This window comes from Streptomyces sp. H39-C1 (assembly GCF_027158125.1).
Classification (GTDB): Bacteria; Actinomycetota; Actinomycetes; order Streptomycetales; family Streptomycetaceae; genus Actinacidiphila; species Actinacidiphila fildesensis.
Genome location: NZ_JAPVLS010000093.1, coordinates 1 through 17,053, shown reverse-complemented (window position 1 = coordinate 17,053; position 17,053 = coordinate 1). Strand labels below are relative to the sequence as shown.

Genomic DNA, 17,053 nt, shown 5'->3' with positions numbered 1-17,053 from the left:
ACGCGGCAGCGGCGTCCCGGGCGGAGCATCGCCCGGGACGCCACACCGACGTAGCGACCCAGCGACGAAGGGGACCACCACGCCATGGCATCCCCACGGACCACCCCCGTACCAGCCTCGGCAACCACTGCGCCGGCGGGCACGGCCGGTCCCGGACCCGCCCTGACCGGGGCACTGCGCCACAGTGCCCGGCACGCGGTGACCGTGCTGGCCTGCAGTACCGCTTCGGCCGCCGCCGCGGTGGCGCTGCCCGCGGTCCTGGGCCGCACCCTCGACCTGATCCTGGCGCACGCAGCGGGCGCCGGCCGGTCGATCGCGCTGTGCCTGGCGCTGATCGCCGCCGAAGTGCTCCTCGACAGCGTCGTCGCCCTGTCCGGCGGTGTCATGACGGCCCGCAGCACCGCGTGGCTACGCCGCCGCGGTACCGACCGACTGCTCTCCCTCGCCCCGCACCAGGCCGCCGAACGGTTCCCCCCGGGAGACCTGGTGGCCCGCTTGACCGGCAACGCCGCCGAGGCGGGTGCCGCACCGGTGACCGCCGCCACTGGACTTGCCGCACTCCTCACGCCGATCGGCGGACTGCTCGCGCTGGCCCTCACCGACTGGCCGCTCGCTGTCGTCTACGCAGCCGGACTGCCGGTTTTTGCTCTGCTGCTGCGCGCCTTCACCCGGACCTCCTCCGACAGCGTCACCCGCTACCAGGCGGTACAGGCGGAGCTCGCCAACCGACTCGTCGAAACTCTGGCGGGTGCCCGCACAGTCGCCGCCGCCGGCACCGAGCGGCGCGAGCGCGCCCGCATCCTGGCGCCCCTGAGCGAACTGAACACACAAGGCAGACGCATGTGGCAGGTCTACGGACGCGCAGTCGCCTCCAGCAGCATCCTCGTCCCCCTGCTGATCACCGCGGTCCTCGCCCTCGGCGGACTGCGACTGGCAGCCGGACACCTCTCCGTCGGCCAACTACTGGCCGCCACCCGCTACGCCGCACTCGCCGCCGGCCTGGGCGGCGTCCTCGGGCAGCTGAACACCCTCATCCGCAGCCGCGCAGCGGCCGCCCGCACGCTCGCGATCCTCGAGGTGCCAGCGATGCGGGGCGGCCACCGGGCACTGCCCGCCGACGGACCCGGAACCCTGGAACTGCGCGCAGTCACCGTCCACCGGGCCGGTGTCCCGGTCCTGCGCTCAGTCGATCTGACAGTGCCCGGCGGCACGACCATGGCAGTCGTGGGCCGCTCGGGAGCCGGCAAGTCCACGCTGGCCGCGATCGCCGGACGGCTGGCCGATCCGGACAACGGCCAGGTCCTGCTGGACGGAGTGCCGCTGGAGGAGACCGATCCCGCCCAGCTGCGCCGCGAGATCGGGTACGCCTTCGAACGGCCGACGCTGTTCGGCGACACCATCGGCGCCGCCCTCGCGTTCGGCCCCTACACGCCCACCGGACGGCAGATCGAGGCGGCCGCCCGCGCCGCTGACGCCGACCAGTTCATCGGGCGGCTGCCGGGCCGGTACGCCTGCCGGATCCAGGACGCGCCGCTGTCGGGCGGCGAACTGCAACGCCTCGGCCTGGCAAGGGCGTTCGCGCACGCGGGCCGGCTGCTGATCCTCGACGATGCGACATCCAGCCTGGACAGTGTCACGGAGTTGCACGTCGGCCGGGCGCTGGCACACGAGGTGATGCCCGGCACCCGCCTGCTGATCGCCCACCGTGTCTCGTCCGCCGCGCGGGCAGACCAGGTCGCGTGGATCGAGAGCGGCCGGGTCCGCGCCGTCGGCACCCATCAGCAGCTGTGGCGGGAACCCGGCTACCGGGCCGTGTTTGCGGATCCTGAGCACGACGACGAGCCCGGCCCATGACCGGCTCGCGCACGTCCGTACGCTCGCGAGCCTGGTCCTTCCTGCGGGCTCGCGCCCGGGTCCTGCTGTTGTTGGCCGGCTGGTCGCTCCTGGAGTCGGCGCAGACCTTCCTTAGCGGCTACGGTGTCGCCAGAGCCCTGGACAACGGTTTCCTCGCCGGCCGTACCGATACCGGACTGTGGTGGCTCGCCGCCGCCGCAGGCGCCATCGTCGTCAGCGGTCTAGCCACCCGGCAGGTTTTCCGGGGCCTCGCCGACCTCGTCGAACCGCTCCGCGACGGCCTCGTACGCTCCGTCGTCACCCGGGCGGTGACCCGGTCGCTCGACGACAGCGGTCGCGCCGCGGACAGCGCCGCCGTCTCCCAGCTGACCAATCAGACGGAGATGGCCCGCGACAGTTTCGCCGGACTGGTCCTCGTCGCACGGTCGTTCGTCTTCACCGCCGTCGGCGCGCTGGTCGGGCTCGCCTCACTGGACACGCAACTGCTGCTGATCGTGCTCCCGCCCCTGGTCGCAGGGCTCGCGCTGTTCCTCGCGACGCTCGCACCCATGGCCGCCCGCCAAGAGGCGTTCCTGCGGGCCGACGAGGCGCTGTCCGCGCGATTCGGGACCATCGCCAGCGGGGTACGTGACGTGGTGGCCTGCGGCTCCCAGGGCGCCGTCGCCGGTGACACCCACCGCATGATCGACGCCGAGGCCGACGCGGCGCGCTCCCTGGCCCGCTGGGCCGCCGTACGAACCCTGGCTCTAGGCATCGCCGGACAGTTGCCGATCGGCCTGCTGCTGCTCTGCGCCCCTTGGCTGCTGGACCGCGGCCTGAGCACCGGCTCTCTGTTGGGCGCCCTCACCTACCTGACGCAGGCGCTCCTGCCCGCCCTCCACACACTGATGAACGCCCTCGGCGCGGCCGGCACCAGGCTCCTGGTCGTCCTGCGCCGGCTCACCGACGACACCCCACCGGGCCACGCCTCCATCGTCGGCCGATCGGTGGCACCTGCTGCTGGTGGGCAAGAGCGGCCCGTCGGGAAGGTCGAGGTCACCGGGCTGACCTTCGCCTACGGCCCCGAGGCGGCCCCGGTGCTGTGCGACCTCCATCTGACGATTGAAGCGGGCGAACACTGGGCGGTCGTGGGCCCTAGCGGCATCGGCAAGTCCACCCTGACCGCACTGATCGCCGGAGTCCTGACACCAGACCGCGGCCGGATCACGGTGGGCGGCTGCGAAGCCAGCCTGGCCACCGGGGAAGATCCATCGCTGCGGCGCGTCCTGATCCCACAGCAGGCCTACGTCTTCACCGGCACGCTGCGCGAGAACCTGCTCTACCTATGTGCCCGCGGCGCACCCGCCGAAGCCGTCCGGGCCTCCGTGCAAGCCGTCGGACTCGGCCCCCTGGCACGACGGATCGGCGGCCTTGACGCACCGCTCGACCCGGCGTCCCTGTCGCAAGGCGAGCGGCAACTGATCGCCCTGGGCCGTGCCCACCTGTCGCCCGCGCCGCTCGTCCTGCTCGACGAAGCCACCTGCCACCTGGACCCGGCCGCAGAAGCGCAGGTCGAAGGAGCCTTCGCCCAGCGGTTCGGCACGCTGATCGTGGTCGCCCACCGCATCAGCTCGGCCCGGCGAGCGGACCGGATCCTCCTACTCGACGGAATCCACGCCACCCAGGGCAGCCACCAAGAGCTGCTCGCGGCGTCGGCGCTCTACCAGGACCTCGTCGGACGCTGGCACGCCAGCCACCTGTGAGCACCATCGAGCCGACCGGTCACACCCAGCCGGCCTCCTGCGAGATCCGGATGGCGTCCACCCGGTTTCGGCCGCCGGTCTTACGGATGATGGCGCTCATGTAGTTCCCCACCGTTCCTTCCCGCAGGCGCAGGCTCTCGGCGATCTCCGGAACCGAGGCGCCGCCGGCGGCGAGGGCCAGGACCCGTAACTCCCGTGGCGACAGCGGTATCGCGGCTGCCTGCAGCACATCGAAGGCCAGCGACCTATCCACATATCTCTCACCCGCCGCCACTTGCCGTATGGCGCTCAGGAGGGTCGACGGGGGAGCGTCCTTGTCCACGAACCCCAGCGCCCTGGCCTCCGTCGCCCAACGCATCACCCCCGGCCGGAACTGGCGGGTCAGCACCACCAGCGCACAGTCCCGCTGGGCGGGCCGGGTCGGTAACCGGCTGGAACCAGGACAGTCCCCGTCGACCACACAGACCTGCGGACGCAACGCTTTGGCCCGCGCCGTCGCGTTCTTCCAGCAGGAGGTGACCGCCTGCATGTCGCGCTCATCGTCCAGCAGCGCGGCCAGCGCCGAGCGCATCAGCTGTGAGTCGTGCACCCAAAGAACCCGGATCACGTTCGCCTCATTTCGTCCCTGACTCCCGGCGCCGACCCTTCCAGCCTCCGGAACCGCTCGCCGCCTCGTACGACCCCTTGTACCCCGGCAGCCGATGACGATGGACCCCACTACCGGCCAAACGATGCACCAGCGCACACATGGGGCGCCCTGCTGGGGAACGTGTCAAGCGCGCCTGTGATCCATGTTCCGCGGCTCTGCAGAGCCAAATCGACTGGCTGGCCGACGGCGAGATGTCGTAAACGGACCACGCAGTGGGCGCTTTCGTCTGAAGATCGTCCTTATGACTTCGCATGTGGCCACCCAGGCGTCCCGTTTCGAGACCTGCACCAGTAGCCGTATCCGGCACCGCTTTTGGTGTTCGCCGGCCGCGCAGCCTGCGTACGTGCGTCCCTTGCTGTTGGTGATCACGGCCATCGCTACCGCGGTGTACGGGTGGAACATCGACCGTGGTCAGTTTCATCCGTTCTACGCCGACACCGTGCTCAGCATGAGCAGAAACGGGGAAGGCGTTCTTCTTCGGTTTCTTCGAGCCCGGCAACTCCATCACTTTGGACAAACTGCCCGGGTTCTTGTGGCCGCAGGCGGTCTCCGCGCGGCTGTTCGGTTTTCATCCCTGGGCGCTGGCGTTGTCCCAGGTGATCGAGGGCGCGCTGAGTGTGTTGGTGCTGTTCAGGCTGGTGCGCAGGCAGGCCGGAGCTCATGCGGCGTTGGTGGCCGCGGCGGCGTTCGCGAGCACTCCGGCGGCGACCGGACTGTTCCGCTCGACTGTCGAGGACGCACCGTTCACGCTGTTCCTGCTGCTTGCCGCCGATGCGGCGTTCCGGGCATCCAGCACGGCGCGTCAGCGCCCGCTCATCTGGAGCGCCGTCTGGGTGGGGCTCGCTTTCCAGGCGAAGATGCTGGAAGCGTGGGCCCTCGGGCCCGTCCTGGCCGCCCTCTTCTTGGTCGTGGCTCCCATGACGCTGCGCCGCAGAAACCGCTTCCCTCAGCTGGGGCTGTCCCCGGCCGACACCGGCAGCGTCAACTCCGTACCCAGCGGCCCTGTGGCAAAGCGGTCGGTAGGAGGCGGAGCCGGGACGGCCGCCGCCACGGGCGACGAGGGTGGCTGGACCAAGATGGTTCGCGCGCCCCTGGCCTCGCAGACCGGCTGGCTGTATCCGGCAGCGGCCCTGACGCTGGGCTGCGGCCTGGTGTGGCTGCGGCGCCGGCCGCGCAGCGACCCCGAGCGGGCCGCCCTGCTCCTCTGGGGTGGCTGGCTGACGACGTTCCTCGCCGTCTTCAGCGCGGGGACGGTCGCGGGGCACACGTACTACATGGGTGTCGTGGCGGCCCCGCTCGCGGCCTTGACGGGGATCGGCACGGCTCAGTGCTGGCGCGCCCACCTTGCGGGCGGCTCCCGCGCGTGGATGCTGCCCACGATGATCGGCGGCACCGCGGTGTGGAGTGCCGTGGTGGCTGGTGTCTGGCCGCGCTTCTGGCCGGGCCTGGGGTCCGCTGTCCTGGTGCTCTGCTCGGCAGGGCTGATACTGCTGGCCTGGAGCCGCCCGAGCGGTGCGGGACCGGGGCACCGAGGCGGGCATCGGGTGGCGCTGGCGGGGCTCCTGCTGGGCGGCGGGTAACGATGGCATGGCACCGCTCGTTGAGACGCCATGCTCGAATTGCCCTTCTCTGACGACGCCGAGGCCGACGCCGCTCCCAAACCTGACCGTGGCTCCTACGGCCAGTTGAATGCCTGTGTTGGGGGAGGGGGCACTGACGGGGGTGCACCGGCTAGGACGATTATTCTGGTACCACGCCGATGAGCAGTGTGGACGGCCACGTCATCCTCGGTAGGGGATTCGTCGGGTCATCTGTCCGCGGCAGAGTGATGGTTTCGATCGTCGCCGTCACCGCGTGCGCTGTCCTGGTGTTCACTGTGCCGTTGGCCATCGCGGTCGACCGGATCTACCGTGACGGGGCGGTGGCATGCCTGGAACGCGACGCCATCTGGGCGGCGGCGAGCTTGTCAGGCGGTACCGGTGGAGCCCCCGATCGTCTGGTCACGCTCCATCCTCCCTCGCACGGTGTTCACGTAGGGGTATACAGCCCGCTGGGTCGGCGCGTCCACGGCAGCGGTCCTGCCCTGTCCCCAGGGGCGGCCTCATCGCGTGACGGGTCACTGCATCGGGGGGTCGAAGGCGGAAATCTCGCGGTGTTCGCTCCGGTCGTCCAGGGTGGCACGGTGCGCGAGGTGGTGCGGGCATGGATGCCCTGGGATCCAGTAGCCGACAGCACCATGCTCGCTTGGCTGTTGCTGGCGGCTGTCGGTGCGGTAGTCGTCGCGTTGGCCGCGTTACTCGCCTGGCGCGTCGCGGGTCGGGTTGCCACCCCACTGGAGCGACTGACGGCCAGTGCCCAAGCTCTGGGATCAGGGGACTTCAGTATCCGTCCGGAGTGCACCGGCATACGCGAGGCGGATGCCGCATGGCAAGCACTGGCTACTACGGCGGGGCGGTTGGGAGCTCTCTTGGAGCGTGAGCGCCGGTTCAGCACGGCGGTCTCCCATCAGTTGCGTACGCCGTTGACGGCGCTCGTTTTGGGTTTGGACACAGCGCAGTCACTCGACGACCAGGGCCGGGGGCGGGCGCTGGTCACCGCGTTGCGCAGAGCCGAACATCTTGGTGACACGATCGAGGACCTGCTGCGGCTGGCGCGCGAGACCCACCACCAGGCCGACATCGTCGAGGTCGAAGGTCTGCTCAACGACATTGCCAGGCGCCACCGTGACGCAATTGGAGAGGCTGGACGCCGCCTGACCGTGCGGTGCGAAGCCGGACTGCCGCCGGTCAGCGCCTCGGCAGCGGCTGTGGCACAGATCATGGGCACGTTGATGGACAACGCTCTGGTCCACGGAAGGGGTGAAGTCAGACTGAGTGCGACGGACGTGGGCGCAGGCGTGGCTTTGGAGGTGGGGGACGACGGACCGGGTCCCGCCGGTGACGGTGACGCAGTCTTCGGCACGGTACGGCGCGACGGTCAGCGCCACGGAATCGGGATGCCGCTCGCCCGCTCTCTCGCCGAAGCCGAAGGCGGCAGACTGCTACTGCGCAGGCCCGGACCCCGGCCGGTGTTCAGCCTTCTTCTTCCGGCGTGCGAACCGTTACCGGCGACGGACGCGGGGAGTTGCGAGTCACTGCCTGGGCGATCGACGGTCAACTGACTGGTGACTTGTCTGTCTCGTACCGGTACCCCTTGCCCCGCACCGTCGTGATGCACTCTCCACCACGCTCGTCGGCGTCGGCAAGTTTGCGTCGCAGGGCCGAGACGTGCACATCCAGGGTCTTGGTGGGGCCGAACCAGTGTTCGTCCCAGACCTCAGCCATCAGATGTTCACGACTCACGACCGCTCCGGCCGACGCCGCCAGGGTAGCGAGCAGGTCGAATTCCTTCGGGCGCAGGTGGACCTCCCTGTCGCCGATATGCACCCTGCGGGTCTGGGTGTCGATACGGGTGCCGCCGATCCGCATGACCGGCGGTCCGGCCGCAGTAGCCCGGCGGCGTAGATGCGCGCGCAGCCGCGCGAGCAGTTCGGTCAGACGGAACGGCTTGGTGAGATAGTCGTCCGCGCCGGCGTCGAGAGCGACCACTACTTCGAACTCCAGGGTGCGTGCAGTGAGGACGACGATGACCGTTTCTACCGGGAGGAAGGCGCGCAGTCTGCGGCACACCTCCACCCCATTGACGTCCGGCAGTCCGAGGTCCAGCAGAACCAAGTCGGGCGGCCGACGCCTGGCCTGCTCGGCAGCCTGCCCTCCAGTAGCGGCATGAACTACCTGATACCCGTGGCCGACCAGGGCACGATCGAGCTCGGACGCGATCTCAGCGTCGTCTTCGACGATTAGCAACTCCGCGAGCGCCCTACGCACGATTTCGCCCTCCTCCACTCGTCCTGACCAGCGATGATACGCAGAGTACGCCTATCCGACGGACCTTTCGCCCGGAAAAGAAAGCACAGGCGGGAGCGTCGGAAAAATAGGTGTCCAGCTCAACGGTATTGATTTGGTGGCGTGTTGTCGAAAAGGATGCGACCCGGCTGTGAGGCCACGGGGCGGTTGCAGTGCGCCAGGAGCGCGACTCGGCGAAGGACAGCAGAGAGCTGGAGAGATCGGGCCAACTATCCACGCGCTCAATGCCGGACGCCCTTCCTGTCCGGGTCAGTAAACGTCTCAGATGCTGCTGGGACGCCCTGGATAGCTACGGACCAGCCCGTTAGTAGGGTGCCCTTCAGGGCCGGAACGAGCAAGGTTGGTCCCTCGACCGCGCGAGTTAAGGCGATAAACGTATCGCGGCGGGTAAGACGCTTTTAACCCTCTCCGGCGATTCCTCTGATGTCCGTTTGCATACGGTGGCCCAGGTCAACGCGAAGATCGATGAAAGGGACCACCTCAGCATGTTCGACCCCGAAGCGTCAGGAAGCGGCCCGCTCGACGGCTGCCTGGTGATCGAACTGTCCCACGCTCTGGCCGGCCCGCACGCTGCGATGATGCTCGGTGATCTCGGCGCACGGGTAATCAAGATCGAGACACCCGGTCACGGAGATGAGGCCCGCAGTTGGGGTCCGCCCTTCGTCGGTCCGGATCAGACACCAGAGTCGACGTACTTTCTTTCCTGCAACCGCAACAAGGAATCCGTCACCGCTGACCTCAAAACGGAGCAGGGCAGGGAACTGCTCACGCGGCTGCTGCGCCAGGCGGACGTACTCGTTGAGAACTTCCGTCCCGGCGTTCTGGAGCGCCTCGGGTTCCCGTTGCAGCAGGTGCGGGAGACATACCCCACGCTGGTCGTACTCTCCGTGAGTGGATTCGGCCATGACGGCCCGCACGCCGGCCGTGCGGGCTACGACCAGATCGCCCAAGGCGAAGCCGGTCTCATGAGCCTGACCGGCGAGCCCGGAGCCCCCGCCAAGGTGGGCACCCCAGTCGCTGACCTGCTAGCCGGAATCTTCGGCGTGACCGCGGTGCTCGCCGCCCTCCTGGAACGCCACACCACCCAACGCGGCCAGGTAGTGCGCACCTCACTGCTCTCCGCAGTGGTGGGCCTCCACAGCTTCCAAGGAACAAGCTGGACCATCGCGGGAAAGGAACCATCAGCCACCGGCAATCAGCACCCCGCGATTGCTCCGTACGGCCTGTTCCACTGCGCGGACGGGGACCTTCAACTCGCAGCGGGAAGCGACCGGTTGTGGCGCAATATGGCAGCCGTCACGGGCCTGGACCCAGCTGATCCCCGCTACACCACCAACGCCGACCGGGTACGGCACCGTACCGACTTGGCCACAGCCCTTAATGCCGTGTTTGCGCACGACACTGTCGACGCCTGGATCGAGCGTCTCGACGCAGTTGGCGTGCCTGTCGGCCGCGTGCGCACCCTGGCCGAGGTCTATGCCTGGGAGCAGACCCGCCAGCAGGGGCTACTGATCGATGTCGACCATTCCACTCTCGGCACGATCACCTTGCCTGGACCCCCGTGGCGCTTCGAGACAGGCGGCCGCAGTCGCCACACTGCGCCGCCGACCCTAGGGCAGCACACGACCTCCGTGTCTGCCTGGCTCGATCGGAGTGATCCACCGGCTCCGCCCCGAGCACCAGGCTAGCCAAGACCCTCAGCCGAAAGACGCACCACGCACCAGCACAGGACAGCGACGACACCGCAACAGAATGGACGACACCATGCCGGGCAGCGCACCGCCGACGGCCGCCGCGTCCCGCAGCGTATGGACGACCTTGCTGCGAATCGACCCATACATTGCGGCCCTGATCGCCACCGTCGGGTGCGCCGCACTGTTCCCGGCGACCGGCGCCGCCGTTGCACCTGCCGGCGCCGCCGCCAACGCCGCGATCACCGCGCTCTTCTTCCTCTACGGCGCACGGCTTTCCTCGCAGGAAGCAGCAGCCGGCGTGCGCCACTGGCGACTCCACCTCACCATCATCGCCAGTACCTTCATCGTGTTCCCGCTCCTCGGCGTCGGCGCCCGCTTCCTGGTGCCCTACGTGATCGCACCACAGCTGTATCCGGGTCTGCTCTACGTGTGCCTCCTGCCATCCACCGTCCAGTCCTCCATTGCCTTCACCTCCATCGCCCGCGGTAACGTCGCCGCCGCCATCTGCGCGGGCACCTACTCCAGCCTCCTCGGCATGATCGCCACCCCCCTGCTCGCCACCACTTTGCTGGGCTCAGCCGCAACCTTCGCCCCCGACCGGCTCATCGCTGTCGCCACCCAACTGCTGCTCCCGTTCCTCGCCGGGCACCTTCTGCGCCCATGGATCGGCACCTTCATCAATCGCCAGCACACGGCACTGCGCCTGGTCGACCGCGGCTCCGTGCTCCTGGTCGTCTACACGGCTTTCAGCCAGGGCACCGCGCAGGGCGTTTGGCACCAGACGGCACCGCTGCGACTGCTTACGCTGTTGGCGGTGGAAGTGGTCTTGCTTGCCCTGGTTCTGACCGTCACCGGGATCGGGGCTACGGCGTTGGGGTTCGGGCGTGCGGATCGGATCGCAATCGTCTTCGCCGGGTCGAAGAAGAGTCTGGTCAACGGCCTTCCCATGGCTTCCATTCTCTTTGGCGCGCAGGCTGCCGTGGCCGTCCTTCCGCTCATGATGTTCCATCAGATGCAGCTGATGGTGTGCGCGGTCATTGCTAGACGCTGGTCACGGCACCCGATCGAGGCCTCGCAGCAGGAACGGAACGCTCCGTCCGTCTCAGCGAAATAGACGGATCACCTCTACTCGGAGTTGAGAGCGAAGTCCCGTGAGCCCCCTGAAGTTCTCGGACAGGCCCCTGGGGTCAGCGGAAGATTCCGGTGTGGCCGAGGGAGTAGCGGCCGGGTTGTGGGTATACGCACAGTCCGTGGGGGCCGTGGCCGACGGGGATGCGGGCGATGAGGTGTCCGTCGGAGGTGTCGATTGCGTAGACCTCGGAGTTGTAGCGGCCGGAGAGCCAGAGGACTTTTCCGTCCGCGGACACTCCGCCCATGTCGGGGCTGCCGCCGTGCGGGATGCGCCACAGGGCGGCCAATCGGCCGGTGGCGAAGTCCAGAACAGACACGGAGCCTTCGCCCCGGTTCGACACGTACAGGCGGCGCGAATCGCGGCTGACGTACAGGCCGTGGGCACCCTTCCCGGTGCGCAGCAGGGTGGGCGGCCCGAAGGCGTCGCCGTTGAGGACCCACAGGCCGTTCGCCATCATGTCGGCGATGTACCAGGTGCGGCCGTCGGGGGAGATCTTGACGTCCTGGGGCATGGCACCGTGCAGCGGGAGTTTCTGCCGGGCGAGCACCTTCATGCTGGTCGTGTCGACCTTGAGCAGATCGCCGGAGAACTCGCAGGAGACGATGAAGTACCGCCCGTCGGGCGAGAAGTCGGCATGATTGACGCCCCCGCATCCGGCGTCCACGGTCTTGACGAGGGCCATGGTGTGGGCGTCGCGGAAGACGAGTTGTCGGTCTGCGGATGCCATCACGACCGCGTACCGGCCGTTGGGTGTGAAGTACAGGTTGTAGGGGTCGTGGACGGCGACCGCGCGTCCTGTGGTCCCGGTGGCGGGGTCGATGGGCGTCAGACTGTTCCCGAGGTCGTTGTTGACCCAGAGGGTTTTCAAGTCCCAGGACGGGACGACATGCTGGGGTTGATGGCCGGTCCTGAGGGTCGCGGTGACCCGGTAGGTCGCGGGGTCGATGACCGTGACGGTGTCCGAGAGGGTGTTGGGGACGTAGATCCGCGCGGGGAAGGCTTTGACCGCCTCCGACAGCGCGTTCGGTCGGTCAGCCGAGTACAGGTCGTGGGGGTCCAATGGCGGTGGCATACCAGGAAGCAGACCGGTCGTACCTCCCGTGGTCGTCCCCGTGCCCTGGGTGCGGGGGGCACCACTCGCGTCGCTGGGACGCGGCACGCCGGGCACGGGCGGGTGGCCGGCGGGGGTGCTGGAGCAGCCGGCGGCCGCGAGCGTCGCACCGAGGACCAGTAGCAGGAGCGTGCGGGTAACGGCGGGGGCGCGGCGGCGGGTCTGTCGTGGCATCAACTCAGCATCTCCGTCGCGGTGACCGCGCGCAGACCACGCGCGTGCAGCCCAGTGAGGATGCCGGGGAGCGCGCCCAGGGTTCCCGGGTGACCGAGGTGCAGGCTGACGATCGAACCGGCGCGTACGGCTGTCAGTACCGTGTGCTGGACGGCGGCGGCCCCTGGGTCTGTGTAGTCCAGGGAGTCCACGTCATAGGACAGACAATGCTGATATCCGGCCTTGCGGGCCTGCTGGAGCACCAGGGGTGTGGCCTGGGCGGCTCGAGAGGGACGGAACCAACTGCCGATCGAACCGGTGAGCTGGTGCAGGCGCTGCGCGCACATGGTGATCTCGTCGTACGCGGCCTTAGCGCCCATCGCGGAGATGTCCAGGTGATGCTGGGTGTGGTTGCCCAGGTCATGTCCCTTGTCCAGGATGCGGCGGGCCATCGCCGGATGCGTGTCGAGCCAGGTGCCGACCGCCAACACCGTCAAGTGGGCTCCCGCGCGCTCCACCAGGGACAGCACGGCGTCGGCCAGCCCCGGATCGCCCTGGCCATGGAAGGTCAGGGCCACCATGGGACGAGCGCGGGGGCCGCTCAGGATCTGCTCGGGAAGGGACGCTGCCGGAGTTTCGGAGGGAGTAGGTACCGGTCTGCTCGATGCCGGGAGGGTCGGGCTTACCGGAGACGGGCGTGGCGCCGAGCCGCCATCACCACAGGCGTTGAGTACCAGTCCGGCCGTGGCGGCGGCCGCCGCCCGGGAGAGATTCCGCAGCACACTGCGGCGTTCGACACTCATTCATGCCACCTTCGACGTCAGGCGTGCAGGACCGGGCTGGAGGCCAGAGATAGGCCAGGCGCTTACGGAGCGCGTGCGCACGTGACCATGTGCCAGGCCGAGGGTCGGCCCCGCGCCGGACAGCTGTCAGCGTGCCCAACCCTACCGAGGACCATTCGGTTGACACCCGAGCCGACACGCGCCGCGTATTTTCGGCCAGATGGCCGAACGCATCCACGCGGCAGCTGGTCATAGGACGGAAACGGCAAGCACGCTCCAGCGGTCGGCACCGTCACGGGGCCCTGCATGGTCACTGGGGCTTGGCCAGGTGAGTGCTGAGCCAGCCGAAGGAGGGCGGCAGGAGCCGGATCCAGGTTGTGAAATTGTGGCCTCCGGTTTCCACAGTCGCTTGAGTGACGATCATGGGACGGCGTGCCGAGGCTGCGAAGCGCTGGGAGTCGGCGTAGGTATGGCCGTCCTGCTTGCTGTCGGCGAGCAGCAGGGCGACAGCGGGCGCAGGAAGGTGGGCGAGCCGCCAGTTGAGGTCGGCCCGGTCACGGCGTGCCTTGCTGCCACCGAAGAGGTCGCCGGTGGTGATGTCCTCCGCGGCCTTGAAGTATCCGGACAAGGAAACCGCGGCGGAAAACACCTTGGGGTGCTCCATAGCGAGCTTCGCCGCACAGTAACCGCCCGTGGAGTCGCCCATGAGGGCCAGACTGCCCGGACCGCTCAGTACCCGGTAGGAGGCTCGAATGCTCTGGGGAATCTCAGTGGTGAAGTACGTCTGCGACTGCGGGCCACCGGGGATGTCCTCGCACTCACTGTCCCGGGGCATCGACGGGGATGGCCGCATCAAAACCTGGATGAGAGGCTCCATGGCCTTGTCTTTGAGCATTTGCAGCTCGGTGGAGGGATACCGCAGTTTCGTGACGAGATTCCTCGCGTCACCGGGGAAACCTGTCAGGGCGAGCAGGGCCGGGAACCGCTTGCTCTTGAACGCGCGCTGGAAGTACTGGGGCGGCAGATAGATGTAGCCGTCGGTGGACAGTCTCGTGCCCGTGCCGGAGATGCGCACCCGGTCGAGCCTGCCCACCTGCGCCGGGTTGCTGTGGAGAGCGCCGTGGCCGGGAATGTTGTCGCTGCCGAGCACCTGGACATGGCCACGGTGCGCGCCAGGGTCGACGGCGCCCTGGATGACGCCGGTGTCCTGGTTGCGACCCAGGAGGTCGGACCAACTGCTGTAGAAGGCGAAATAGTCGTTGGCCAGCAGCCCGAGCGTGGAGAGGAGGAATGCCTGGGTGAGCAAGAGGGCGCTGAGACGGAGGAACATAGCCGGCCAGCTTCGTACCGCGAGCCAGGGCCAGATCCACAGCGTACCAACGACCGTCAGCACTGTGATCACTGCCGACAGGACCAGCAGTTTGTGACTGGTCAATCCCATGGTGTCGCCGCCGTCCGGTCAGGAGATTTCCCCATTGTCTACTTTGTCCCCTTGGTGGGACAGTCGCCCGGCGCCTGCCGTTGACATTCCATCCCATGTGACAAAACGCCGCTGGTGCACGGCCTTGGCCGGGTCTGCGACCCCGACGTCCGCAGCGTCTCCCTAACCTCCCGCCCGGCTGGAGCCCCAGGCGCCTCATTGAGTGACGGATGGCCGGGGAAAGTGCTAAAACCTGGCTCAATCCGTGAAATACCCCTGTTCCCTCTGCGGGAGGGTTGTTCGCCGCGGATCGAGGAGCCGGAGCTGCGGGTGGCGGGGGCGGGGCGAGGCCGGCGTAGGCGGCGAGGTGGCCGGCGGTCGGGAAGGTGCTGCCGTTGCCGACCTCGATCAGGATGCGGGCTCCGGTCCTGACGCCGACTCCTGGCATCGAGATCAGGACCATCGAAAGGGGGTGGGTCTTGAGGAGTTCCTTGATCCGCCCGGCCAGCAGTTTCCGCTGGTCAAGGACGGCGGCCAGGGATCCGGCCAGGTTCGGGACGAGCAGCGCGGCCGCCTCGGTGCCGGGCACCATCACCGTCTGCTCGTCCAGTGCGGTGAAGATCTCCTCGACCAGGCGCTCGGCCATTCTCGGGGCCTTCGACCGTAACAGGGTGACCAGTCGGCGCCTGCCGGCCTTGCGGATCTGGGCCGGTGGCCCGAACCGTTCCAGCAGCGTGAGGACTGTCGGGCGCTGCAACCGCGGCCCCAGAACTCGCTCCAGCGAGGGATGGATCTGGTCAGCAGGCCGTGCAGCTGGTTCGCGACCCGGGTCGCTTCGCCGGCCAGGTCGTCGTCGAACCCGACGATCATTCCCAGCTCGGCGATCGTTGCGTCCTCGCCGTCGATCGCCCGCAGAGTGTGGGTGAGGGCGTGGGATGGGTCCGCGATGATGAACGTGTCCTTCGTCGGTCTTGGCCTAGCCCGGGTAGAGGTCGGCGATCCGCCGCATCGTCAGCCCCGGCAGATAGGCGACCGGGCAGCCCATGTCCCGCGCGGCCGCCAGCGGCAGGGCCCCGATCGAGGCCGGCTCATCGACCACGACGAGCACGGTCCCGTGCTTGGCCTGGAGTTTCGCGAACAGCTCGCGGAGCTTGGGTTCGGTGTTGGGCAGGTGCTTGTCGAAGGCTTTCTTCCCACCTGGTGTCGCGGCGGTGGCGTGGTGTTGCCCTTGCCGACGTCCAGGCCGAGGAAGACGTCGATGTCGCTGGTGTCGATCACGTGCAGGCCCCTCCATCACGCTTTCGTCCGGCCTTGCCAGGGCACCGAGCTGCCACACCCACGTTATGAGAGCTCTTCCGGCTCGGGTGCAGCCGGTACTCAAGCCCCTCATCAGCGGTCCGTCGATGCCTCCGGGTCCGACGACACTGAGCGTTTTCAGATTGGCCACCGATGGGGTGACGGCCAGATTGGCCGCAACGCACGAGGCACCCGTGCCGTTGAGGGAGGTGTTCGACGTCTCAACTCATCAGCGCAGGTGCCTCGTTGGTTCCCTATCCTGCCCCACTCGACCTGCCTCATGCGCTGGTCGAGTGGGTCACCATGCTCATCGTCACCCGCGAGGGTGACCGCCGCTGCAAGCTTCCGCCGCACCGACGCGCGCTCGTCGCTCTGGTGTACCTGCGCAAGCACGACACCCTGGCCCAGATAGCGGCCGGCTTTGGCATCTCGGTCGGCACCGCCCACGCCTACACCACCGCGGTGATCGACCTGCTGGCCGCCCGGGCACCCGGCCTGCTGAAAGTTCTGCGCGACCACGAGCCCGAGTACGTCCTGCTCGACGGGACGCTCGCCGAGTGCGACCGGGTGGGCGACGGCCGGACCGACTACTCGCACAAGCACCGTCGCCACGGTGTGAACGTGCAGGTCGTGACCGACACGGCCGGGCAGGTGCTGTGGATCTCTCCGGCCCTGCCGGGCCGGTGCCACGACCTGACCGCAGCCCGCACTCACCGGATCATCCGGATCTGCGAACGCCAGGGCGTCCCCATCCTGGCCGACCGCGCCTATACGGGCGCCGGACCTTGGGTCACCACCGGGCGAAGACGCCCGCCCGGCGGCCAGCTGACCCCAACAGAACGGACGGTCAACCGGGCACTGGCCACGTCCCGGGCTCCCGTCGAACGCGGGATGGCACTACTCAAATCCTGGCGGATCTTCCGAAGATCGCGATGCAGCCCAAATCGAATGACGTCAATCGCCAAGGCAGTCCTCACCCTGGAGAGACAACGCTGAAAATGCTCACTGACACTGACGCTCCCGACTGGGTGCCCCTTTGTCCCAGGTCGGACCGTGGTCGGGGTGCCGCTCTGACGTCAGGCGGGTCAGCCGGCCGGGGTGGTGCCTGCGGCGCTCCCGGCGGTGCGGGTGTTCTCTGGGGGCAACGGCGGGGTCGCTGGGCGAGCAGGTGGACAACCGCAGACTGTAAGAAGTTGTTGTCGTTCCGAATCTGAGGGCGATGTTTTCGCTGGTCAGGCATAGGGTCGGCGATTCGGTGGGAGTGGTGGCATGTCGTGTCGTCACTCCCCGGGAGGTCACGGATGCCGTCGGTGGT

12 protein-coding genes and 1 pseudogene are annotated in these 17,053 nt (G+C 68.4%); 7 read left to right on the top strand and 6 right to left on the bottom strand.

Annotation, left to right across the window (positions count from 1 at the left end):
* Positions 1-84 precede the first annotated feature (84 nt).
* A complete protein-coding gene (locus O3W51_RS39310; protein ID WP_138358112.1) occupies positions 85-1,854 on the top strand; it encodes an ABC transporter ATP-binding protein in 1,770 nt (589 codons plus the stop codon).
* Positions 1,851-3,596, top strand: coding sequence for an ATP-binding cassette domain-containing protein (locus O3W51_RS39305; protein ID WP_138358114.1), 1,746 nt, complete (start codon positions 1,851-1,853; stop codon positions 3,594-3,596). The genes O3W51_RS39310 and O3W51_RS39305 overlap by 4 nt, the downstream gene beginning before the upstream one ends.
* A 19-nt stretch (positions 3,597-3,615) precedes the next feature.
* Here the strand turns inward: O3W51_RS39305 and O3W51_RS39300 are convergent, their stop codons facing one another.
* Entirely contained in the window at positions 3,616-4,203 is a 588-nt protein-coding gene (locus O3W51_RS39300; RefSeq protein ID WP_244808914.1) for a response regulator transcription factor, read from the bottom strand.
* A 551-nt stretch (positions 4,204-4,754) separates the two neighbouring features.
* Between O3W51_RS39300 and O3W51_RS39295 the strand changes: the two genes are divergently transcribed.
* The gene (locus O3W51_RS39295; RefSeq protein WP_187144659.1) at positions 4,755-5,825 is read left to right on the top strand and encodes an ArnT family glycosyltransferase; all 1,071 of its coding nucleotides are present in this window, start codon (positions 4,755-4,757) and stop codon (positions 5,823-5,825) included.
* Between the two features lie 179 nt (positions 5,826-6,004).
* Positions 6,005-7,405, top strand: a complete 1,401-nt coding sequence (locus O3W51_RS39290) for a HAMP domain-containing sensor histidine kinase (RefSeq protein ID WP_138358118.1) — start codon at positions 6,005-6,007, stop codon at positions 7,403-7,405.
* Here O3W51_RS39290 and O3W51_RS39285 read toward each other — a convergent pair.
* Positions 7,398-8,129 carry a response regulator transcription factor gene (locus O3W51_RS39285; protein ID WP_269288651.1) on the bottom strand — a complete coding sequence of 244 codons (732 nt, stop codon included), beginning with the start codon at positions 8,127-8,129 and terminating at the stop codon, positions 7,398-7,400. The genes O3W51_RS39290 and O3W51_RS39285 overlap by 8 nt on opposite strands.
* Positions 8,130-8,590: 461 nt before the next feature.
* On the opposite strand from O3W51_RS39285, the gene O3W51_RS39280 reads away from it, so the two are divergent.
* On the top strand, positions 8,591-9,838 hold the full coding sequence (locus tag O3W51_RS39280; RefSeq protein WP_244808913.1) for a CaiB/BaiF CoA transferase family protein: 1,248 nt from the start codon (positions 8,591-8,593) through the stop codon (positions 9,836-9,838).
* A gap of 76 nt (positions 9,839-9,914) precedes the next feature.
* Positions 9,915-10,958: a bile acid:sodium symporter family protein gene (locus O3W51_RS39275; protein ID WP_138358134.1), complete on the top strand. Its 1,044-nt coding sequence runs from the start codon at positions 9,915-9,917 to the stop codon at positions 10,956-10,958.
* 73 nt (positions 10,959-11,031) lie between these two features.
* Here the strand turns inward: O3W51_RS39275 and O3W51_RS39270 are convergent, their stop codons facing one another.
* The 4 genes and pseudogenes from O3W51_RS39270 to O3W51_RS39255 all read right to left on the bottom strand — a co-directional run.
* A complete protein-coding gene (locus O3W51_RS39270) occupies positions 11,032-12,261 on the bottom strand; it encodes a YncE family protein (protein ID WP_138358122.1) in 1,230 nt (409 codons plus the stop codon).
* Positions 12,261-13,043 carry a polysaccharide deacetylase family protein gene (locus O3W51_RS39265; protein ID WP_138358124.1) on the bottom strand — a complete coding sequence of 261 codons (783 nt, stop codon included), beginning with the start codon at positions 13,041-13,043 and terminating at the stop codon, positions 12,261-12,263. The genes O3W51_RS39270 and O3W51_RS39265 overlap by 1 nt, the downstream gene beginning before the upstream one ends.
* Positions 13,044-13,332: 289 nt before the next feature.
* Positions 13,333-14,352 carry an alpha/beta hydrolase gene (locus tag O3W51_RS39260; protein WP_244808912.1) on the bottom strand — a complete coding sequence of 340 codons (1,020 nt, stop codon included), beginning with the start codon at positions 14,350-14,352 and terminating at the stop codon, positions 13,333-13,335.
* A 353-nt stretch (positions 14,353-14,705) separates the two neighbouring features.
* Positions 14,706-15,720, bottom strand: a pseudogene (locus tag O3W51_RS39255) (IS110 family transposase); the annotation flags it as partial.
* A gap of 264 nt (positions 15,721-15,984) precedes the next feature.
* On the opposite strand from O3W51_RS39255, the gene O3W51_RS39250 reads away from it, so the two are divergent.
* Positions 15,985-16,734 (top strand): transposase, encoded by a 750-nt coding sequence (locus tag O3W51_RS39250; RefSeq protein ID WP_269288650.1) that lies wholly within the window; start codon positions 15,985-15,987, stop codon positions 16,732-16,734.
* Positions 16,735-17,053: the final 319 nt, after the last annotated feature.